Source organism: Flavobacterium limnosediminis JC2902 (assembly GCF_000498535.1).
Classification (GTDB): domain Bacteria; phylum Bacteroidota; class Bacteroidia; order Flavobacteriales; family Flavobacteriaceae; genus Flavobacterium; species Flavobacterium limnosediminis.
The window spans coordinates 1-21,944 of record NZ_AVGG01000013.1; the positions used below are offsets into that span (position 1 = coordinate 1).

The window sequence follows — 21,944 nt, forward strand, 5'->3', positions numbered from 1 at the left end:
TCCATCATTTCCTGCCGGACCTTGAGGACCCATTGGACCTGTTGCTCCATCTAATCCGTCATTTCCTGCCGGACCTTGAGGTGTTGCTCCGTCTAATCCGTCATTTCCTGCTAAACCCTGTGGACCCATCGGACCTGTTGCTCCGTCTAATCCGTTAATTCCTGCTAAACCTTGTGGACCTTGAGGACCCATTGGACCTGTTGCTCCATCTAATCCATTCAATCCTGCCGGACCTTGAGGACCCATTGGACCTGTTGCTCCATCTAATCCATTCAATCCTGCCGGACCTTGTGGCCCCATTGGACCTGTTGCTCCATCTAATCCATTAATTCCTGCTAAGCCTTGTGGCCCCTGAGGACCCATCGGACCTGTTGCTCCATCCAATCCGTTCAATCCTGCCGGGCCTTGTGGACCTGCTATACCTTGAGGACCAATTGGTCCAGATGTTGAACTACCTGCATTTAAAGCGTAAAGAGCATAAGGTACACTTAAGAATTGACTCACTCCAACTATTGTGTAATTGGTTCCTCCGGTAGGGTCTGTTTCTGTTTTAATAAAATAAGGACCGTTTGCCCAGTTTATTGCATTATAAGAACCCGTAACAACATTTCCTCCCCCAATCTGCAACATAACCAGTCCGTTTACGTTTGAAGTTGGTGTTTGCGTTTCGGAATAAACGGCCGCACCTGTTGCTGAACCTTGCAAAACACTGATTTTCATGCCCACAGCTTGATTTACCACCAAATTATTGGAAGTATTTCTAACAACCGCCTGATAGCTCATACGATCCTGGCTTTGGGAAAATGCAGTAAGCGATGCAAATAACAAAAATGCTGAAATGTATCTTTTCTTCATAGTTTAATAATTTTAAATGTTCCTGTTTTTCTTCTATTATCGTTTGATAATTTTAAATGTTTTAACTTCTTTATTGTTATCCAATACTTTTAATAAATAGATAGCTCCTGGATATTTCTCCATTTGAATGGTTGTAGAGGCTGTTGTGACTCTTTTATTTTCAAGCAATCTTCCGTTGAAATCAAATAATTGATATTGCACATTCTCAAAATTGGATTCCTTCACCTGCAGATAAAGTAAATCGGTAGTTGGATTGGGATAAATCGATAATTCAAGGCTTACATTAAAATTATCAGCGCCTGACAATGTTTGAATTTCAATGGGTTGTTCTACACCCTGCGACAATGAACCGTTAGTTCCCGTAGCAGTAGTGTAAACGATTTGCCCCACTGAATAGCTAATAGTACCACTGCTACCTGAGACATTTTCTCCGGAGGATGCAATTGCTTCCTGAGCGTTTATCTGAGTACAACTCAAAATTGCTCCCATAAAAAGTAATTTTTTTTTCATCTTGCTGATTATAGTTATTCGTTTTTTGTATCTATTACATTTTTTTATGAATCCTGAAAATTGAAAAAAATGAAACAGAAAATCTTTTTAGAGAATAAGGCATTTAAATGCCATTTGTTATCTCCAAAAGTATTTTAAAATTATTCTTAAAAGAGGTTGTAAGTGAAGTGATTATCAATTGAGACGATACAGGAATAAGTGTAACAAAATGTGAAACAAGTGAAAAATAGGCAATCGTAAACAGTAAAAAAACGAGATAATTAATGTCCGAATCCATAAGAATTAAATTCAAAAACATCTTATTATTCCCTTAACACAGGAATAGACAACATAATGTTACGGAAAAATACTCCGGAATAGTGTATGAAAAAAGGGTTCAACTTTAATTAAAAAGTCAAACCCTGTTATTTTTAAACTTACTCACTTTTTAAGGCAGTATCCTATAAAGTATACAGATAGAATATTAATTCAATTTGGTCTTGCAGATTTTACATAAAGCCAGTTTGGCATTGTCGATGGTGGCAACACTTTCCACCGCATCGGTCATTACACATTTCTTATCCGGGCAATGCGGTAATCCCAGATTATGTCCGAATTCATGAACCGCTACTTTTTTTAAACGAATCAAAGCAATATTTTTGTCTTTATGTTTTATCCGATAAGTGGAAACCACACAGCTGTTACCCGGACAATAGCCCAATCCCATTACGCCCCAATCCTGATATTTGTAAGCGGGTAATTTCATTTTTCGGCCTTTTTCGTATTTTGTTGTTGAAATATCTTTTGCGGTAAGTCCGATGATAAAATCTAACGAATCCGGAATGGATTTACGTTGAAAAAGAATAATGCTGTCGGCTCTGTATCTCGGTGATTTTACGTTGATAAACGCTTTTTTGTTAATCGTCTTTTCGTTCAGAAGAATGGTTCTCACATCATAAAAATCGGTTATGACTTTGGCAATCAGTTTTGTTTTTTCCTTCGAAAAACCATTGTAGGCCTGTATTCCAACAACCATTTCCCTATCAGATTCAGAACTACAGGAAATTAGTATCAAAGACAAAAAGAGAAGCAAAAAGCGCATCGAATAGTTTGTTATCAGCAATTATTTCTAAAGATTTCCTGAATGTCTTTCGGAATTTCCATTGGCTGTAACGGTGACACATCAGACCCGCCTGTATTTCCAACCGGAATATGTCCTACAAATGATTTTATTCCCCCCACAAGTAATCTTGGAATCTGACCTATAATTTCTTTACGGCTTTTGATTTTGAATCCGAATTGCAACATTTTCCAATGTGTATATGTGTGCGCATAAGCGTATTTTTGTCCGATAACGTGAGCTCGTTCCAGATGATGCCAGCAATCCTTAAAGTTGTCGCTTGCCAGACACATATTGGCCAGGTCGATTTCTTTTTCAAAATAAGGTACCAACGCTTTTGGCATCGCAGTGTACATTTTCATACTTAGTTGTTAGTCTGAATTTATAACTACTGCTGCCCTGCTTTCACTTCAACCAAATCCATTTCACAAACAGGACATTTTCCAGGTTTGTCATAGGTTTTCCCGTCTTCGCAATCCATTGGGCATTGATAGGCCAATTGTTGACTATCGCCTTCTTTTGGTTCCTTTGCCGTTTGTTCTGTAGTGGTATCTTTACTTACTTTTTCACCACAGGATACAATACTTAATGTTATGATGGCAAAAACTGCCATTACTACTACTTTTTTCATGTTATTTTTTTTCTAAATATACAAAAAAGAAATCTGCTATTCGGACATAAATACAAATACTATAGAGTTACTTAATTGCTATGGCAGCACTTGTTGGCCCGGCTAAAGGCATTATCGATACAGACTTGAAACCGATTTGTCTGGCCCATTTTTCAAAATCAGAAAGTGTATAATCAAATCCGGATCCAGTTTCAATCAGCATGTTAATACTCATCATTAATCCGAAAGCATTTTTGTTTCTGTCTTCGTCGATAATATTTTCTATGGCAACAAACGTTCCGCCTTCCGGTAAAGCATCGTAGGCTTTTTTCATCAGCATCAGTTTAGTTTCTTCATCCCAATCATGCAGGATATTACCCATTGTTACGATATCTGCTTTGGGGAATTCGTCTTTAAAAAAATCTCCTGAAGCCGTATTAACTCGATCCTGCAGCTGGAATTTCTGAATAGCTTCGTTCGCAACCGGAGCCACTGCAGGCAAATCCCAGGTAACACAGGCCATATGAGGCTGGTGTTTGGCCACCATCAATGATAGTATTCCCGCCGATCCTCCAATATCCAACAATGTTTTAGCTTTTGAAAAATCTAGTTTCTGAGCCAAAGCCATAAATGCCCCCATCTGAATTCCGCTCATGGCATGAATAAATTCCTTTAATCTGTCGGGATCTGCATAAAGTTTTTCGAAGAGATTCTCTCCCTGAGTAACTTCATTTTGAGGAAGTCCTGTTAGCAATCCTTCTTCAAGATTACCCCAAAAACCGTAAAGTCTGTTGTTAAACATTTCAAGCAATCCACCTATATAAGAAGGTTTGTTTTTGTCCAGAAAGAAGTCGGTATCGATGCTGTTGGAATATTTTGCGGTTTCCAGCATGCCTTCACGGTTTAAAAAACCAAAAGACGTTAATGCATCTAAATAGTCAAATACATGTCTGTCTGTACATTTAAATCCTAAATGTGATTTGATTTCGGATGCGCTCATTGTTTTTCGCTCGGAAAGTGTTGAGAAGATCTGAAATTTTACTGCACTCAAAAGAATTTTTGAAGCCCAAAAACCCCTGCCGATTTGCATAATACTTTCTGGAGACGGATGATTTTGCGTGTTACTCATTTTATCGATGTTATTTGTTAATGCTTACTCTTACAGGTATTCAGCTTATCCGGTTTATTTTATTTACAATGCTGGAAACTGTATTTATTTCCAATTTTATTACTATCAGAATTGATTTTCATTCCCTTTTACATCTTTTTTATACAATTCAGCATTCTCTATTTCACTTCTTCAATATCTCCCATCTTCCATGATTTATCATACAAGGCTTTCTTAGGGCCATAAAATCTCGCAAGTACTTCAAATTGTTCTTTGGGGTCTGTCGGAATCCAGTTTGATTCCCCACTTTCCGGAGGAGTAGGTCCGAAATAGATATCCACAGAACCATCGTTATTTTTCTTAATACCGAGAGTTTGTGAAGAGCGCGCCATCCATTTAGCATTGCGGATGAATGTGTGTGTTGCTCGGTTGTATACTGTCATCGACCAATATTGACTAACCGGCACATTCGCAGGCACATTCAATTTATAATGCTTACTGCCATCAAACGGTTTTTCGTCTTTATCTTGTATCGTCATTAAGTAATATTGTGACTCACCAATGTGTTTGGCACTGAAAAAGGCCATGGTATAAATCACCCCTCGATTGTCTACCGGGTAGGAATCAGGAACTTCGAAATCGTTTATGATACTTTGATGTGTTTCTTCCGTAGCAGGGAAAAACCAATGAGCATCTGTATAATATCGTGGCATCGATTCATAGTTAACATCAAGCCATGCTTTTGCAGCCTTGATTGCGTAGTTTAAGATCTCCTCTGTTCGTGGTTTAGGATTAAAAGGTTTACCTCTTTCAATACCAATAGTTTTCAAAAGATCAATCATCGCTTTATCACGCTCAAGCCACGGCTCCGATTGAACCATAATATTGAGCGATTTAAAAAACCTGATATCATAGGGGATGGAAGAATCATAGATCACATTGCTTGCATCCAAAAAAGTAGTTTGTGGCGATTTGTTTTCCTGTGATAAAGGGTAAAGCTTGATTCGTTTTGAATATTCGATGGCTGCTGCAACGTCAGCTGGGCTTCCGCTTTTAAGAACCGAACGGATCAGAGCATAGCCCTGGTAGGTATTAGATGCAAGCGGGATATAACCTTTCGGCACCTTATTTACGTCATAATTTGGGGGGAGAAACAAATATTTGCCTCCTTTACCTTTATCAACTCCGCCAGGCCCGATATCTTCAATAGCCGCTTGCCAGTAGTTCATTACACTTCCGTTCAACACCCCTTTATCAGCTGGAGGAATTTCCAAAACAACTGGACCAACATCTTTTGTATTAAAAAAAGGCATGATATAGATGACATCGGGATTGGGGGTAAGAGTTTGATTTTTCCAATCCAGAAGTTTTGGCCAAATAACAATCTGATTATAGCTGCCTTTAAGTTTAGTGGCCATCTCCTGATACATAAGTTGGTAATTTACTACAGGCATGCTCCATACCGCCGCTGTCATGGCGCGGCTGTAAATCATTTCTTCCTGAATATTCGCAGGTCGAAAGACATCGGTTGCTGATTGTATAGGTGCATTCGTATTTGTTTGTTCCTGTTGCTTCTTATCACAACCTATCAAAAGCAAAATAGGCAAAAATGAAAGAAAGATTTTCTTCATAACTTTTTATATTTTTGTTTATTCTCAATATAACACTCAAGCCTAACAACTAGCCTCTTACATCCTCCTCAGTTCTAAAAGGTTACCAAATTTGCTTAATCAGCCTATTTCACTTTCATTACAGCAGGCGGGTTCCAACTATCATTTAAAACACGTTCATCCGGCCAGTAACATCTTACGTATAATGAGAACGCTTCTTTGGGTGCGGGCAACCAGTTCGTCATTTTATCCCCATCGGGAGGGATGCTTTGTACATACAGCGTTAATGATCCATCTGCATTGTATTTCAGGTTTTTATTTTTTGTCCCGAGTGAATACCGGTTAAGCTGGTTTGGGACAAAAAAATGTTCTTTACTATACATTGTGAGCGACCAAAATCCTTTTACGGGAGGCATCTGGTCTTTAGTAAAAGTTACTGTGTATTTATTATTTCCGTTCAGTCTCATGCCTGACACATCCAAATCCTGATAGAAATATTTGGTTTCATTAGGCTTGTTCACGAAAATATTCGCTTTGGCGCAGGCTGCTCTTGTAAGATAATCTACTCCAAACTGTGCTCCGTTACTTTGTGTGTTCCAATTGTTTTTTATAGGATATCCAACATTTACAAATTGAAACAATGGAGATACCAGGTTTTGTTCTGCATCTGCAGCAGCCTTCTTCGCCACTTCTTTCAACTTTGGATTCTTAGCAATTCCGTCCAGCAGCCCGTTGATTTGTGCATACCATGCTTCTTCACCCATTAGTGGTGGTACTTCTTTAATGATACCGGGAAGCTGGTCGAAGAAAGTTTCCGGCACCACCCATTTAGTTTCGCCTCCTCCTGAACTGTCCGGCGGTGTACTTTTGGTTTTTGCCCAATCCGTTATTTTCATCTTGCCATCGAACTCACTTAGCGGATACATCGTAATTTGATTAATCAGCGGTTGCACAGCCTTTTTATCAACAGGATCATCTGTTTGAAAAACACGAGGAGCAACGAATCCCAATGCAGTCGAACATTTAAATACGCCCGTTATGCCATCGGGAATTTTTCCATTCCAATCTGAACCAACAAACAGGTAAAAGCCTGGTTTTGAATTGTACATTTTCCCGAGTTTGGCAAAACCATCTGTTCGCTGGTCTGCCATCTGGTACACCCAAAAACGGTCGCCAAAATCCGGCACCTGAATAACTACAGGTTCCTTGCGTAAATCCAGCGGACCTGCTCCATACACTACATCCTGGTTTGGGCAGGCAACAACTCTTTGTTCCGACTTCATATAATCGGTAAGCATGCAAATACGATTAACTGGAGCCCCCGGCAAAACACCACCAATGTACATAGGTTCTTTTAACTGGGTGAACATTGCTACTCTGTTGTGCACATTGACCATCGGCCATCCCCACAAGTAGATAAGTTTCGTCATGCTTTTCACATACTCTTCCGTCATCACGGTATTTGGAACGATACCGGCAGGCGCATTCTGTTTTGCCGAAGTACCTTCGGAAGCAGTTATCCTATCTGAAGAATCCATGTTACCTTTTTTATCTTGATTGTTACAGGATGCAAATAGCATCACTGAACCAAGTATTGTAATGATTAAATATCCTTTCATAATATATGTTTGATAAGTTTGTTTTAAATTTTCTATTTTACTTTCCTAAAAGTCACAGGGTTGTCAATATTGGCTATCGTGCTTCAATTACCACAACAAAAAATACTTTACTTCTGTCTGTTTTTCAATGAATTAGCAACATGTAACGTAAAATTCTGTAATACTTTTCACAATCCTTGAATTAATCGTTGTAACCAATAAAAAAACCGACAAGTTTAAATTGCCGGTTTTAAAATAAGGTCCAAAATTTAAATTCTACGATCCTGCGAACGGTGTCCCGAAAATCCCGACTGCAAGTTCTGCCCAAATGATTAGGAGTGCTACTAAAATAACCGCACAAATACCAATTCGATGTTCCATTTTAGTTACCTTTCTCATTACAAATTCACACATCAAACCAGTGCCAAGCAACAGTACACCGGCAACAACAAAATCGGATAAAGTCCAATTTACTTCATCGGTGAACTGCATTGCAATTAATGGTACAGACAACAGAAACACCACTGCGAGCACAATACCGATAAGCCTCTCGTTTTTCATAATCATAACTATTAATTTATATACTAATTTTCTTGTAAATCACCCCGAAAGTATCTTCCCAATTCCATCTTAAACAGTTCACTTCCAGATTTCATTCACAAATATACTAAACTTTGAAATACAAAGTACTTTCTATTTTAAAAATTATTCATAATTTAGCAGAAAGAAAATTTACGTTATGGACTACTTTGTTGAGAAAAAATCGGTTGTTAGAAAAATATGGGGTAAGAGCGATACCGTACTTTTCATTTTTGCGGGAGCTTCTGCAGAATTTGCCCTGAACAAAGCCGTGGACTGGCTATACTTTACGGGCAAACTTCCCTCCGATCCCTTAGGCAGACTGTTCTCTACAGTCGGTTATGCCAGAAGGATTGTGTTTTCGTCTATAGATGAGGCCAATTACGCCATAGACACCATGCGAAAAATACACACAACCGTGGAACAAAACCGAGGTACCACGATACCTGACTGGGCGTACCGTGATGTGTTGTTTATGCTGATACACTACTCCATTTCCGCCTACGAACTCCTCGAAGAAAAATTAAGCGATGCGGAAAAGGAAGAAGTTTACAACGTATTTTATCGTGTGGGTTCACGAATGGGACTGAAAGAATTACCTCCGACTTACATCGAATGGCTGCCTGTAAGAAATATGCATTTGACTGAAAACCTTCAAAAGAGCGACTACAGTGCCGATCTTTTCAAACAATACAAAAAACATCTTGGCGCCATGCGGTTTAAGGTTTTGATTGAAGGGCAAAAATTAGTGGTTCCGGACAGAGTAAAGGAATTACTGCAATTCAGTGATTTTTCTTTGCTTGCACCCGTAGTACCGGTGTATAAAATAAGCAGACTGATGAAGATGGACTGGTTGCTTAAAAATATCCTGCTCCCTTCCGATTATAAAGATCAGATAAACGAATTGGATGTGCAGCCAGGTAAAAACGATGGTCATCTTATCAAAACTGCAGTGGCCAAGGACCTTTCTTAGTAACATTAACAAACGATTTTCCATCAAAGTAAAAAATTCCGGCACCCGATCCGAACCAAATATTCCCCGACCTATCCTCATAAATACTTTGTACACAACAATTTGTAAGCCCGCCTGTGGTTGTAAAAGAGGTGAATGATTGTCCGTCATAACGAGAAACACTACCCCAAGTTGAGAACCAAAGATTTCCCGCTTTATCTTCATACATGGTATAAACTTCATTACCGGCTAACCCCTCTTTCTCTGAAAAATAGGTAAATGAGTTTCCATCGTAACGACTCACTCCTTTATTTTGTGCGGCAAACCAAAAGTTACCTTTTGTATCCTGCAAAATACAATTCACAAAATTATTGGTCAGTCCGTCTTCTTTTGAAATATTGGTTAAATTTTTACCATCATAGCGATAGGCTCCTCCTCCATTTGAGGCGAACCAAATATTCCCGGTCTTGTCTTCCGTCATGTTCCAGATTATTTTTGGACTGCTTCCTCGTAACAAATCTTTTTCAACAGCTGCAGGAATCGGAAAAGGGGTAAATGTTTTTCCGTCAAAGCGACAAACTCCTTCGTTAGTGCCAACCCAAATGATTCCGGATGTATCTATCAGCAGGCTGAAAACATGATGATGGGGAAGCCCGTCTTTTTCTGTGAAATTGGTGAATTTTATACCATCGAATTTAGATAACCCTCCATCGGTACCGAACCAAAGATTACCCTCCTTATCCTCTTTTATGCCTTGCACTGAATTACCGCTAAACCCATCCAAAACAGAATAATACCGTAACGATTTCCCGTCATAACGACAAACCCCATCGCCCACGGTGCCAAACCAAAGATTCCCTTTCTTATCCTGAAAGATACGTCTGATGTACTGACTTACCTGAGTAGTATCAGGTTTGTAATCATAATAGCCAGACTTGCCCGTTGACGGTCCGTTAGATCTTATTACCACAGGACTTTTGGCCGACGCACCTACACTGGGCTGGTTCTGTCCATTGCATGACATGAAAGTAACGCTTGTTATAAAGAGTGAAACAACTGATAAGGCGGAAAATCGGATCATGTATTTTGTATTTTGAGATTGGCGTCAAAGCTACTTTGAGACGTTTTTTTCTGTTCTTCGGATTGATTTTCAATAAATTAAATATACGAATTTTCGCTGGAGTCCCGGTTTCTCAAAACACTGCTGAAAAACACTTATTTAATATCAAGTTGTCGGTTCTCTTTCAGTGCTTTTTTGTCAAGATTGCTTCCAACCAACCTTCCTATAACCAAACCAATCGGAAGGCCAATCCCAATAAAAGCCATGTTTTTAAAAATTGAGCCAAAGGCAACACCAATCGGAACACCGAATGCTGACATGCCTACTGCTGTCCAAAGGTTTGTATAATAATCCTTTTTTACGAGTTTATATTTTTTTTCAATCTCTTTCAGCAGTGTTTTTTCAAAAGCATCCAACTCTTTAAAGTATACCTTTTCATCACCTTTAAATACTTCGCTTTTATTCACAAAATCTGCTATAAAATTATGTGTTTCAGAATCGATTATCTTTCTGCTTAAAATTTCAGCAATCAGATTATTTATTGAATTTTCTTTTCCGGTAATTTTCTCCGAATTGAATTTTGAATTTTGAATTCGCATAATTTTTAAAAGTTGTATTAATTAATTTTGGTCCAGTACCGCACGGCTTTGAACAGATTGGAATTTTTGATTCTTTAAAGCATTTTATCACATAACCAAATATACGAAATGAAACTTTGGTTCCCTTTGCTTTCGGGATGACTTAAAAGCTACGTCCAAAAACCGTTGTTATATATAATTCTTCTAATGAAACTCTTTAAAGGTTTTCTGAAATTTTCTTCGCTATCCGATTAAATTCATCCAAAGAAGTAGTGCTTGTAATTTTATTGACTTTCATCCTGAATAGTGTCTTTTGTTTTCGGACAAGAACAAAACAAAAGTTGTTTCCGTCACTGTGAAAATAAGCTTCATCTCCCACATCATGAAGTTTTTTAACGCCCGCATGCTTTTCATTTGCAACTTTAATGGTGTTATAAGCCTTTTTAGCAGAAGTAACCTGATTATATTCTTCAATCATGAAATATACAGTACCTGTTTTTCCGGTTTTCTTGTCTTTGGAATTCGCGTTATAGGCTTTCTTAATTTCTAATGTATCCTTTTTAACTGTTGAGGAACTGTCACTTAAATGTGCTTTTTCACCCAATATCATTTCAGCATCCGATTTTGAAAAATAAACCTTAGTGAAGAAAGGGTGTTTTTGATGAAACAATTCTGCCGACGAATTAATTTTTGCTGTAGTGAATATCATTTTTTCTGAAGCCTTATCAGAATGTAAGTGTTCAAAACTCACAATTAGTACGGTCGAAGCGATAAGGTAATAAACGACATTCATAGCGATTGTTTTAAGGATTTCGGACAAAGACTGAAGTAAACTTACTCAAACACGATTGGTTTTGCAGCTAACGGTATCTTTACGATGTGATAGGGTTGCGTCATAATTGAAGTGGCATTTCCTGTCTGCAGATTTTCAACCGTAACAATTATGGTCTCCTCATATTCCGTAATATCGGTAATATCTATCGTATGACCACCATTTCCGTATACCTGATCAAAAATGACGATAACCGTATAACTGGTAAAATCAATTGTAGTTTCCGAAAAATAATCTTCCGTGTAATTTATTCCGAAAGGCTGATAATACGAATCGATTTCATTTTTAAAAGTATTCCAATCCGTTTCATTGGTAATTACTGTGGTTTGCTGTGAAATCCCTTCCGAGCCGTTCAGATTGTTTTTTCCGATTAATGTCGGCGTAATGGCCACCGGTGTAAATGGTTCCGGAGACAGTTCATTATCATCATTATCAGTACAGCCGAAATTCAAAACAAGTAAAAAACAAACAACTATCTTTTTCATAACGTTTCATTTTATTTGTTGTCATAAAGTTACTGCTTATTATTAAAATAAAGAGTTTAATTTCAGTTAACCCGTTTAAGGTGGCGCGCTGTGCCTGCAAATCAGAACCGGTCATAAAAAAGGTGCCCATTAATTGACACCTTTACCTGCTGACTCCAGACAGCTCGGATTTCGCGCAACGTCCTGTGTCATGTTTTATTTTTTTAATAGTGCGTCTATTTTTAAAAGCATTTGCGTTGCATTTGAATTCGTAGCATCTAATTCCAATGATTTTAAATAATCTTTTTTTGATAAAGCATATTCCTTTTTATTAAAATAGGCTTCACCGCGACTATCATAAACGTTTGATGAATTTGGAAACTCAGTAACATTCAGGTCAAAAATCTTTAGTGCCGATTCTGTTTTTGCATCTCCTAAAAATTCATACCCAAGCACATTCAATTCGCGTTCTTCAGAAAAATTATACTCCGTAGCGTGTTCCTTTTTAAGTTTTTGGTACAATTTAATTCCTTCATCAATGTTCTCGGTACATTTTTTTCTGATTGCTAATCCAATTGACTCTTTCTCAGATTTCAGAGGAAATTTTTCCCAATTATTTAAACTGGCAATACTGCATAATATCTCATTCATTATTCTGGCAGAACCATCGTTTGTCATTACAACCAATCCGTTTCCGCCTTCAAAACTGCCAATGTAATTACAAATGAATCCTTCATTGCCTCCGCTGTGGCTAAAATACTTCGCACCTTCAAAATCATAAACAAATACCCCCAGTTGATTGTTCAGCCTTTTAGCCGACATTTCTTTAGACAGTATTTTGTTAGATTTCCCTAACAATGATAATTGCGTTTCAATTATATATTTTGCCAGATCTGTTGGAGTGGTCCATAATCCGGCGGCTGCTTTTTCAGGATAAATATGATATTTCCCTTTTACTTCCCTGCCGTAAGCATAATATCCGGTGGCCAATAAATTTTCTGTTTCTTTAGCTGGTGGCTGATTATAGGAACTGCCGGTCATTTGCAACTGATTTAAAATGTTTGCCTTCATATAATCCTCATATCTTTCTCCTGTGGTATTTTCAAGAATTAACTGCGATATTGTAGTTCCTCCTCCTGAATACTGGAATTTTAAACCCGGTTCAAATACAGAACGCACCGCATTGGAATTGGCAGGTTTCATACCATCAAGAATTTGAATGGTAGTTGGCAAAACCGAACCTTTTTCATATCCACCGAAACCATGAACTGATAAACCGGCCGTATGGCTTAATAAATTGGCAATTGTAATTTTCTTTCCTTTTGAAGTGGAATCGTACGGGAATTTCCAGGATTTCAAGTAATTATTTATATCGTCATCCAGTTTTAATTTTCCTTCCTCCACGAGTTTTAGAATCCCTAAACTGTTGATGGTTTTACTTATGGATGCCGCCTGGAAAAGCGTTTGAATTGTTACAGGTTTTTTTTCGGATACATCAGCATAACCATACGCCTTTACCCATTCTACCTTGTAATCTTTAATAACAGCGATACTGATCCCGTTACAATTATAATATTCCATCCTTTCTTTTAAGGACCATTTTTTAGTTTTTGATTTATCCCAATGATTCAAATTGTTTTCAAACAACTTTATTTTGTCATTTACCTCTTGGGAAAGGCAGCTTAAAGAGACGAAAAGCAGTAAAAAGGAAAGATTTAATTTTTTCATTTGATTAATTTTTTAAGTTGTGTGCGTTTTTGAATTCTCCATCTGCAATCTGCTTTCTGCTTTCTGCTATCTGCCTACTGTTTACGTTTAGCTATCTGCCCGTTTATAGTGTGCTTGCGTTAATCCCGTGTCAAATTGTTTTACCGAAACGAGTTCCAGCTTTTGTTCCGGTCTTCCGTCTTTGAAGAGTTTTGTCCCGTTACCCACTAAGATGGGGACAACAGAAATTATAAACTCGTCGATCAGATTTTCTTTTAGAAGTTCGTTTACGATTTCGGCGCCACCGTCAATGAAAATATTTTTCCCTTGCTCTGCTTTCAGTCCTGAAATAAGATCCCGCAGATTTCCTGTGTAAAAATTTGTCCTGCCGATAGCTGGTCTTGCGGTTCTTGTGATAACAAAAGAATTTTTGTCGGGGTGTAAGTATTCCTTAACATGGTTATTTACCCAATCATACGTCTTTCTTCCAAGTATTATGGTATCTACCGATTTTATGAAGTCGGCATAACCATAATCTTCGCCATCCTTTTCAACAATTGATAAAAAACTTAAATCGTCATTCGGTTTGGCAATGTAGCCGTCCAGACTTGTTGCGATGTACAGGATTACTTTTCTTTCTGTTGTCATTTTGTTCCAATGTCAGGTTATTACAGGGTTCTTATAGCCAGAGCATTAACACGTAAATATAGCAACATTACGCCAATATTTGTACTATTTTTTTGAAGTTTTAAATGAAACCCCACTCCTGCTATCTGCCTTCAGCTATCTGTAATCTGCCTTCTGTAATCTGCCTCCTGTGCCCCGCTGCGCAAAGTCTCCCGACTTTGAGCAATAATGTTTACAACAATACTAACAGTGAAATAAATAAAAAGCTACAAATTAACATTGTAGCTTTTTTATTTATATTTGATAAAATCATTTTACAAGCCATGAAAGAAGGATATACCATAAGAGATCAGGAAAAAACACATTTTATAACAGCCACAGTAGTAGATTGGATCGATGTTTTTACGAGAAAACATAACCGGGATTGTATCATTGAATGTTTGGATTTTTGCATTAAGAACAAAGGAATGATTTTGTATGGCTATGTAATTATGAGAATCATATTCACATGATAGTTCAGTCTAAAGATGGAAAGCTATCAGACTTGATTAGGGATTTTAAAAAGTTTACTACAAAAAATATTTTGGAAAAATTTAAAACGAACCTGAAAGCAGAAGAGATTGGATGCTGGAGCGTTTCAAGTTAGCTACAGAATCACATTCAAGAAATAAAAATTATCAATTTTGGCAATATGGCAATCATGCCGAGGAGGTTTATTCTGAAAAATTCATGTGGTCAAAGTTAGACTATATTCACCTTAATCCTGTTCGTACGGGCATTGTTTCAAAACCTTCAGAATATATTTATTCAAGTGCCAGTAATTATATAAATGGTGAAGGAATATTATCAGTAGATAAAATTGATATCCCCGTTATAGACGTCTTGAAGAAATCATCAATTGAAAAAAATATTATTTTTTAATTGCTCAAAGTCAGGAGACTTTGCGTAGCGGGCGTCTTGAAGAAATCATCAATTGAAAAAAATATTGTTTTTAATTGCTCAAAGTCAGGAGACTTTACGCACCGGGGGTATTATTTTTTAGTTGCTCAAAGTCGGGAGACTTTGCGCAGCGGGAGGTTTTTAGAATTCTGTGATCTATTGTAAGAGGTAGTTCCTATATTTGTGTGTTAGCAACTATATTATGAAAAACTTTGTCATTATACTCGGCCTTTTATTTGGGTTGTTAAGTTCCTGCAATAAACATGGTAATAATATCATTGAAATTGATCCCGATAAGATTAGATCAAATGCTTCAAAAAATGGTTTGACCGTAGAGGAAAATGAAAAACTAAATATGACAATAGATGATTCAATAAAGAAAAATACTACTGGAAAGACTTTACCTAATATCATAATAACTGATATTTCGTATCAAAAGAAATTTTTTTTGGATGAACTAGATAACATTGACGGTGATTTTATTTTAATTTCCACTGATGTTTATTGTGGTTTTGGTTTAGAATGTCTTATAGATATTTTTCCTAAATCGTACAAAAAATTCAGTAAAGAGAATAAAAGCGTTCCTGTAATTTGTTTGATAAAAAGAACTGAAGACGATATTAACAACTTAAAAAGAATTAATAAAACCATCGATGAAATAAAACCTTTTTATGATTCAATTTATATCATTGACGAAAAGGAAGCAAATAAACTTAATATGCTAGTAAATCCAAGTAGATTATATGTAACGGAAGAAATGGTTGTTAAAAATATTAAATTCGGAATCAATCTCTCTGGTGATTTATACGATGAAATCAGACAAAATATTAATATTAAAAGATAAAAATACAGATGCTAACAGCGGTTTACTTCGTCAATTCAGTTCGCTTCACTCGTGTTGAGCAATAAAACAATCTAAAAAACAAAAATTATGGCACTTATCAATCCTCACATTAACTTCAACGGAAATGCCGAAGAAGCATTCAATTTTTACAAATCGGTATTTGGCGGAGAGTTCGCAATGATTATGCGTCTCAAAGATTTAGCAAGCCCTGAATTTCCAATAGCAGAAAAAGAGGCAAATAAAATAATGCACATTGCTTTGCCTATTGGTAATAATATTTTAATGGGCAATGACGTTCCGGAAAGTATGGGTCCGGTAAATGAAAATGAAAACAGATCCAAAATATCTATTAGCGCAGAAAGTCGTGAAGAAGCCGACAAGTTATTTAACGGGCTTTCAGCAGGCGGAACTATTGAAGTACCTATTGATGACAGTCCTTGGGGTTCCTATTTTGGGATGTTCAGAGACAAATACGGTATTGAATGGATGGTCGATTTTGATCCAAAATATAAAGGGAAAATATAAATACAAAACACAGTTACCCAAATGATTAAGAAATATTCGGTTTTGATATGCGTGGTTATTTCAGTGATTTTAATAGTGATAGCAACCTTAGTTTATCCTGGCGGTTCCTTGCTTGACAAAAATTCAGTAGGGTTTGAATGGTCAAAAAATTTCATAAGCAATCTGTTTGAATCAAAAGCGATAAATGGTTTAGAGAATCCGTCCCGAATTTGGGCAATCATCGGAATGGCATTCCACTCGGTTGGTTATGGAATCTTTTTTATCAATATGGCAAAAAAGATTTCTTCAAGACACGCTGCCACCATCTTAAAACTTGTAGGCGCCTTCAACATATTGTTTAATTTCTTAATCGTAACCCCCTTACACGACATAATGGTAACAATATCGAGCACTTTGTCATTGCTTGGTTTATTTTATATCACTGTATTTATCCTAATGACGAAGCGCCATGTATTTAAATTTTCGTGTATTATTTGCTTATTGACTTTTTACTATACCTTATTTTTATATGGTTCAGGCAATTGGGGATTATTGGCCATAATGCAGAAGATATCTTTCATCTGTTCAATGCTGTTAATTTTAGGACTGGAGTATTTTACCACACGGGAAGACTTTAAACACATTAAACCGGACGGACAAAAAATACAGGCCACAAACCGCTAACTGCGGTCTTTAAGAAACAGCTAAAGCCAGTATATAATTACAGTAACCAGTGCTTGCCTTCCCTCCTTCTGTTTTTCAAATTTTTCTTTCAAATTTTTCGGTATCTTTGTAATTATCAGCATTTAGCTTTCGAAACAGTCCTTTATAATTTAAATTTATGGAACCTAAAATGATATGGGCAAACCTGGTGTCAAAAGACCTGGATAGAACAACCAAATTCTATACAGCGTTAGATTTTAAAGCAAACTGTATCCCAACGGACGAATTAACGAGTTTCATTTTTGGTAAGGACAAATTTGTTATTAATTTCTTTACCCAAGAACGATTTGAGAGCAGTGCGAAAAGCGAGGCTGCCAATCTTGAAAAGCAAAACGAAATAATTTTTTCTCTTTCCGCCGAAAGTAAGGAAGAAGTTGACCAATGGTACTTAAAGGTTAAAAAAGCCGGTGCAAAAATTTATTCTGAACCGGAGAAATTTGAAAAAGGTTACACTTTTGGATTTGAAGATCCTGACGGTCATAAATTCAATGTATTGTATTGGCCGGGAATGTAATTGAACCTGCCGCCAAAAAAACTCCTTATCAAAGCCGCCAAGACATTGCGCATCATTTTGTTTAAATCCTTTAATCTAAAAAACATGAAGAATAAATTTTTAAAGTTTTTAATAACAGTAGTACTTCTTCTTATCGGTATTGACAACGGAATTTATGCGCAAACCAAGGATGACACAGTTAAAAATATTGAAGCCACATTTCCTGTCATTGATGAAATGTTCAGTAGCTATGCCAAACAAAATCATTTTCCGGGAGTGGTATACGGACTGGTACTAAACGGAAAATTAATTCATACCGGGAATTTAGGGTATTTAAACACTTCACAAAAAAACAAAGCCGACAGTAAATCGCAATTCCGGATTGCTTCCATGACAAAGAGCTTTACTGCGATGGCGATTGTACAACTTAGGGATGAAGGCAAGCTTAAGCTCGATGATCCTGTATCCTTATATATTCCTGAAATGGCAGCGCAAAAGTATTTGACTACCGATGCCTCCCCCATCACCATTCGTCATTTACTTACGCATGCGGCGGGTTTTCCGGAAGACAATCCTTGGGGAGACCGGCAAATGGCTAAATCAGATGAAGAATTTATCGCCATGATTAAGAAAGGGATTTCTTTTTCAAACGCCCCGGGTTTAACCTTTGAATACAGCAATATGGGGTATGCCATGCTGGGCTACATTATAAAAAAGGTTTCGGGGCAATCTTACCAAACTTATATCACTGAAAATATTCTGAAACCTCTGGGTATGCTGCATACGTATTTCGAATACAGCAAAGTACCTCCAAATGAACTCGCACACGGATACCGCTGGTTCAACGAAAAGTGGGTGGAACAACCCATGTTGCACGACGGCACTTATGGCGCTATGGGTGGCATGATTACTTCCATTGAAGATTTCTCCAAGTATACCGCATTGCATCTTACTGCCTGGCCTCCCCGAAATGATCCGGATAACGGCCCGGTAAAAAGAAGTTCTGTCCGTGAAATGCAGTTTCCTTCAAATATCGGTTCTTTTAATCCTCAAAATACCTATCCTTATAATCGTTTATGCCCTACGGTAACAGCCTATTGCTATGGATTGGTTTGGACAAAATATTGCAATAACATCGTCTATATTGGTCATGGTGGCGGATTGCCGGGTTTTGGAAGCAATTGGAAAATAATGCCTGACTACGGAATAGGGATTATCTCTTTCAGCAATCTGACCTATGCCGACATGAATCTGATAAACTTAAAAGTTTTAGATACCGTCATAGCTCTTGCAAAACTGAAACCACGTCAATTACCGGTGTCGGCTATTTTAAATCAGCGGAAAAACGAATTAGTCAGTTTATTGCCCGAATGGAAAAATCCGGAAGCAAAGCCCATTTTTGCGGAGAACTTTTTTATGGACTATTTCCCCGATTCTTTACGAAAAGAAGCCACTGCCCTATTTAATAAAGCCGGTAAAATCAGTAAGACGGGTGAACTTATTCCTGAAAACAATCTGAGAGGATCATTCATTCTGGAAGGTGAAAATAATGATATCGAAATCAGTTTTACACTGACACCCGAGAATCCGCCACTGATTCAGGAATACAATATTAAAGAAATAAAGAAAACTAAAAAATAGATTAACAGTAAGCCCCAATTGGAACGTGAATAATCAAAAAAATGTAATATTATGAAAACAATTATTGCTCTTTTATTTTTTGCGACAGTAAGTATCCAAGCACAATCAATAGCTTCAGAGGAAGCTTCTAAAACTGAAATACTCAAATTAAGTAACGATTGGTCGATGGCTATTATAAATCGTGATTCGCAGGTACTGGAAAATGTATTGGCGCCTGATTTTACGCTTAATGGATCGTTACCGAGAAATATATGGATGGATAACACGCTCCATCATATAAAAACTTCCGAATTAAAAATGATTCAAGAACCTAAAATTACCGTTTATGACGATATGGTAGTTTGCGAAGCAATTTGGCACTTTAAAGCCTCATTCGATGAAAAAATAAAAATCGACGGTGATTATTTGATTACTGACATTTGGAAAAAAAATAGCGGATCTTGGCAAGTAATAATAAGATTATCAAAAGAAAACAAATAATATCTGTTTTGCTAACGATTCACTCGTATTTTCCTCTATTTAGTTTTATTTGAATGGATTTATTAGATAATCCAAACAAACGACTTTGCTAAACATAAAGTAACTCAGTTCAAAAACATATAATTATGAGAAAAATAATTGTTTTGTCAATGATTACATTAGATGGAGTCATGCAGGCACCCGGCGGACCAGAGGAAGATACTTCAAACGGTTTCAAATACGGCGGCTGGACGGCATCGTATGGTGACGAAATTTATGGAAAGGTGGTGAAAGAAGAGTTACAACCTGCAGATTATCTTTTGGGTAGAAAAACATTTGAGATTTGGGCCAACTACTGGCCTGATCATGCCAACTTTTGGCCGGGTATCAATGACGGAACAAAATACGTCCTGTCAAACACCTTGAAAAAATCAGACCCGATGATTACCGAGTGGAAAAATTCTGTACTCATCAAGGATGTGGCTGATATCAAAAACATCAAGGACTCAGTAGGTTCTGATATTCAGGTTTGGGGCAGCAGTGAACTCATTCATTTGTTGCTTGAAAATGATTTGGTAGATGAACTCCGGCTCAAAATTCACCCGTTACTTCTTGGCGAAGGGAAAAAATTGTTTGGCGATGGCACGATTCCGGCAGCATTTACATTAACAGAAAGCACTGTTACCACAACCGGAGTGATTATTGCCACTTACAAGCGAGCCGGAGAAGTTAAGACTGGTACTGTTGGGTTTTAAAGTAGCTAAAACAAACTATATTGTTTTTTATCTGAAAAATAAATCTAAACTATGAGAAAACTAATTGCAGCAATCAATATGACACTCGACGGGTTTTGCGACCACACAGCAGTGATTGCAGATGAAGAATTACATTCGCATTATAATGAGTTGTTACGTAATGCAGGTGCCCTTATATATGGAAGGATAACCTATCAACTCATGGAAAGTTATTGGCCGTCTGTTGTAAAAAATCCAACCGGCATCAAATCATTCGATGAATTTGCGATACTTATAGACAATATCCCAAAGATTGTTTATTCACACACACTGAAGAATGTTGATTGGAAAAACACAATATTGAAAGGGGAAATCATTAAAGAAGAGATTTCAGCACTCAAGCAACAGGCAGGCAAAGATATTTTTGTTGGCAGCCCAAGCCTGATAGTGGCCTTATCTCAACTTGACCTGATTGATGAATACCAGCTTTGCGTTCATCCGATTGTTTTGGGAAGCGGCTTACGACTATTTAAAAACATTGAGCACAGAATTGACCTTAAACTCTTAAATACAAAAACATTTGATAGCGGTGCGGTAACGCTTTACTATGAGCCGATAAAAAAATCAGTTAATGGTTAAAATGACAAATCCTCGAAAAGAAAATAACGTGAACGCCTAACTGTGACTATAACATGACGGGTGGTTCGCCGCAATACAAAAAACGAAACCTCCAATTCACGCAATTATTTTTATCTTCGTGGTTTAATTTACACTCAAATTAGTTCTCCATGCGCATTGATCATTTTTTAGACACACTACGTAACCACCCCGAAAACATTGCTTTTACCGATACAATAGCAGTAATTGATGCGAATTACGAATTTACGCCGATTCGTTTTATAAACGGAAACGCCGTGAACGAGGCTGGTACCAATTCAGGCTCCTGCAAATTGTTTTCATTTGCCCGGTTGCAACAGTTAAGCAAGGAAGAAACGCTGAATTGCTTTGGTGCGTACTATCGTCAAGATGTACTGGAACACCCTGAAGCAACTGACCATGCCAATATCCGCAATTTTATGGTTACCGGTTGGGAAGGCATACACTTCGATGCAGAGGCGCTTCAGCCAAAATAAAGAACGCTTTTCTGCTGCTTTTTTAGTAGTCTTGTAAACTGCACCCGCCTGTTTTTAATGGGTGTAGTTTACATAAAGTGTGGGGAACTAATACCTCTATTACCGTCTGAACTCTCCTCGTACTATCTGCCATTTTAATAAAGGCCGCCTCAACTCTTGTGACAAATAATTTATTTGAAAAAAATATCACAACTTCTGTGACAAATAAATTATTTTTAAAATTTTGTCACAACTTTTATTTCTTTGATTACTTAGAAGAATTTTAATACATTTGAGTATAGTTAC

The 21,944-nt window shown here is 37.3% G+C and carries 26 protein-coding genes and 1 pseudogene; 12 read left to right on the forward strand and 15 right to left on the reverse strand.

The features are described 5' to 3' along the window. The 9 genes and pseudogenes from FLJC2902T_RS16435 to FLJC2902T_RS10690 all read right to left on the reverse strand — a co-directional run. A pseudogene (locus FLJC2902T_RS16435) lies at positions 1–855 on the reverse strand (hypothetical protein); the annotation flags it as partial. Positions 856–891: 36 nt separating this feature from the next. Then, positions 892–1,365 (reverse strand): T9SS type A sorting domain-containing protein, encoded by a 474-nt coding sequence (locus FLJC2902T_RS10655; RefSeq protein WP_023579792.1) that lies wholly within the window; start codon positions 1,363–1,365, stop codon positions 892–894. 463 nt (positions 1,366–1,828) lie between these two features. After that, a complete protein-coding gene (locus FLJC2902T_RS15875) occupies positions 1,829–2,380 on the reverse strand; it encodes a matrixin family metalloprotease (protein WP_023579794.1) in 552 nt (183 codons plus the stop codon). An 80-nt stretch (positions 2,381–2,460) separates the two neighbouring features. Beyond that, entirely contained in the window at positions 2,461–2,826 is a 366-nt protein-coding gene (locus tag FLJC2902T_RS10665; RefSeq protein ID WP_035678366.1) for a DUF3703 domain-containing protein, read from the reverse strand. Between the two features lie 26 nt (positions 2,827–2,852). After that, the gene (locus FLJC2902T_RS10670) at positions 2,853–3,095 is read right to left on the reverse strand and encodes a heavy metal-binding domain-containing protein (protein ID WP_023579796.1); all 243 of its coding nucleotides are present in this window, start codon (positions 3,093–3,095) and stop codon (positions 2,853–2,855) included. 67 nt (positions 3,096–3,162) lie between these two features. Further along, complete coding sequence (locus FLJC2902T_RS10675) at positions 3,163–4,203, reverse strand: methyltransferase (RefSeq protein WP_035678368.1); 1,041 nt, start codon at positions 4,201–4,203, stop codon at positions 3,163–3,165. A 158-nt stretch (positions 4,204–4,361) separates the two neighbouring features. Continuing rightward, positions 4,362–5,813 (reverse strand): DUF1214 domain-containing protein, encoded by a 1,452-nt coding sequence (locus FLJC2902T_RS10680; RefSeq protein ID WP_023579798.1) that lies wholly within the window; start codon positions 5,811–5,813, stop codon positions 4,362–4,364. Positions 5,814–5,917: 104 nt separating this feature from the next. Further along, a complete protein-coding gene (locus tag FLJC2902T_RS10685; RefSeq protein WP_023579799.1) occupies positions 5,918–7,411 on the reverse strand; it encodes a DUF1254 domain-containing protein in 1,494 nt (497 codons plus the stop codon). A 255-nt stretch (positions 7,412–7,666) separates the two neighbouring features. Next, positions 7,667–7,957 carry a hypothetical protein gene (locus FLJC2902T_RS10690; protein ID WP_023579801.1) on the reverse strand — a complete coding sequence of 97 codons (291 nt, stop codon included), beginning with the start codon at positions 7,955–7,957 and terminating at the stop codon, positions 7,667–7,669. A 172-nt stretch (positions 7,958–8,129) separates the two neighbouring features. Between FLJC2902T_RS10690 and FLJC2902T_RS10695 the strand changes: the two genes are divergently transcribed. Next, positions 8,130–8,942, forward strand: coding sequence for an oxygenase MpaB family protein (locus FLJC2902T_RS10695; RefSeq protein WP_023579802.1), 813 nt, complete (start codon positions 8,130–8,132; stop codon positions 8,940–8,942). Here the strand turns inward: FLJC2902T_RS10695 and FLJC2902T_RS10700 are convergent. The 6 genes from FLJC2902T_RS10700 to FLJC2902T_RS10725 form a co-directional block, all read right to left on the reverse strand. Then, on the reverse strand, positions 8,911–10,002 hold the full coding sequence (locus FLJC2902T_RS10700) for a ligand-binding sensor domain-containing protein (RefSeq protein WP_023579803.1): 1,092 nt from the start codon (positions 10,000–10,002) through the stop codon (positions 8,911–8,913). The two genes, FLJC2902T_RS10695 and FLJC2902T_RS10700, sit on opposite strands and share 32 nt — an antisense overlap. A gap of 134 nt (positions 10,003–10,136) precedes the next feature. Then, positions 10,137–10,580, reverse strand: coding sequence for a hypothetical protein (locus FLJC2902T_RS15880; RefSeq protein WP_023579804.1), 444 nt, complete (start codon positions 10,578–10,580; stop codon positions 10,137–10,139). A 196-nt stretch (positions 10,581–10,776) separates the two neighbouring features. Further along, complete coding sequence (locus tag FLJC2902T_RS10710) at positions 10,777–11,352, reverse strand: hypothetical protein (protein ID WP_023579805.1); 576 nt, start codon at positions 11,350–11,352, stop codon at positions 10,777–10,779. Between the two features lie 41 nt (positions 11,353–11,393). Then, positions 11,394–11,876, reverse strand: a complete 483-nt coding sequence (locus FLJC2902T_RS10715; RefSeq protein WP_023579806.1) for a protease complex subunit PrcB family protein — start codon at positions 11,874–11,876, stop codon at positions 11,394–11,396. Positions 11,877–12,071: 195 nt separating this feature from the next. Continuing rightward, the gene (locus FLJC2902T_RS10720; RefSeq protein WP_023579807.1) at positions 12,072–13,583 is read right to left on the reverse strand and encodes a serine hydrolase; all 1,512 of its coding nucleotides are present in this window, start codon (positions 13,581–13,583) and stop codon (positions 12,072–12,074) included. Between the two features lie 87 nt (positions 13,584–13,670). Beyond that, on the reverse strand, positions 13,671–14,210 hold the full coding sequence (locus FLJC2902T_RS10725; RefSeq protein WP_023579808.1) for a dihydrofolate reductase family protein: 540 nt from the start codon (positions 14,208–14,210) through the stop codon (positions 13,671–13,673). 487 nt (positions 14,211–14,697) lie between these two features. On the opposite strand from FLJC2902T_RS10725, the gene FLJC2902T_RS16605 reads away from it, so the two are divergent. The 11 genes from FLJC2902T_RS16605 to FLJC2902T_RS10775 all read left to right on the forward strand — a co-directional run bounded on the left by FLJC2902T_RS16605 (position 14,698) and on the right by FLJC2902T_RS10775 (position 21,659). Continuing rightward, positions 14,698–14,835, forward strand: coding sequence for a hypothetical protein (locus FLJC2902T_RS16605; RefSeq protein WP_316929381.1), 138 nt, complete (start codon positions 14,698–14,700; stop codon positions 14,833–14,835). Further along, positions 14,814–15,110 carry a hypothetical protein gene (locus FLJC2902T_RS16610; protein WP_023579810.1) on the forward strand — a complete coding sequence of 99 codons (297 nt, stop codon included), beginning with the start codon at positions 14,814–14,816 and terminating at the stop codon, positions 15,108–15,110. The genes FLJC2902T_RS16605 and FLJC2902T_RS16610 overlap by 22 nt, the downstream gene beginning before the upstream one ends. A 220-nt stretch (positions 15,111–15,330) precedes the next feature. Beyond that, a complete protein-coding gene (locus FLJC2902T_RS10735; protein WP_023579811.1) occupies positions 15,331–15,972 on the forward strand; it encodes a hypothetical protein in 642 nt (213 codons plus the stop codon). Between the two features lie 87 nt (positions 15,973–16,059). Further along, a complete protein-coding gene (locus tag FLJC2902T_RS10740) occupies positions 16,060–16,497 on the forward strand; it encodes a VOC family protein (RefSeq protein ID WP_023579812.1) in 438 nt (145 codons plus the stop codon). 21 nt (positions 16,498–16,518) lie between these two features. Continuing rightward, on the forward strand, positions 16,519–17,160 hold the full coding sequence (locus FLJC2902T_RS10745) for a hypothetical protein (protein WP_023579813.1): 642 nt from the start codon (positions 16,519–16,521) through the stop codon (positions 17,158–17,160). A gap of 157 nt (positions 17,161–17,317) precedes the next feature. Beyond that, complete coding sequence (locus FLJC2902T_RS10750; RefSeq protein ID WP_023579814.1) at positions 17,318–17,713, forward strand: VOC family protein; 396 nt, start codon at positions 17,318–17,320, stop codon at positions 17,711–17,713. Positions 17,714–17,797: 84 nt separating this feature from the next. Further along, positions 17,798–19,333 carry a serine hydrolase domain-containing protein gene (locus tag FLJC2902T_RS10755; RefSeq protein WP_023579815.1) on the forward strand — a complete coding sequence of 512 codons (1,536 nt, stop codon included), beginning with the start codon at positions 17,798–17,800 and terminating at the stop codon, positions 19,331–19,333. A gap of 51 nt (positions 19,334–19,384) precedes the next feature. After that, positions 19,385–19,813, forward strand: a complete 429-nt coding sequence (locus FLJC2902T_RS10760) for a nuclear transport factor 2 family protein (RefSeq protein ID WP_023579817.1) — start codon at positions 19,385–19,387, stop codon at positions 19,811–19,813. Positions 19,814–19,938: 125 nt separating this feature from the next. Beyond that, positions 19,939–20,547 carry a dihydrofolate reductase family protein gene (locus tag FLJC2902T_RS10765; RefSeq protein ID WP_023579818.1) on the forward strand — a complete coding sequence of 203 codons (609 nt, stop codon included), beginning with the start codon at positions 19,939–19,941 and terminating at the stop codon, positions 20,545–20,547. A gap of 51 nt (positions 20,548–20,598) precedes the next feature. Beyond that, the gene (locus tag FLJC2902T_RS10770) at positions 20,599–21,165 is read left to right on the forward strand and encodes a dihydrofolate reductase family protein (protein WP_023579819.1); all 567 of its coding nucleotides are present in this window, start codon (positions 20,599–20,601) and stop codon (positions 21,163–21,165) included. Between the two features lie 149 nt (positions 21,166–21,314). Next, positions 21,315–21,659, forward strand: coding sequence for a HopJ type III effector protein (locus FLJC2902T_RS10775; protein WP_023579820.1), 345 nt, complete (start codon positions 21,315–21,317; stop codon positions 21,657–21,659). Positions 21,660–21,944 lie beyond the last annotated feature (285 nt).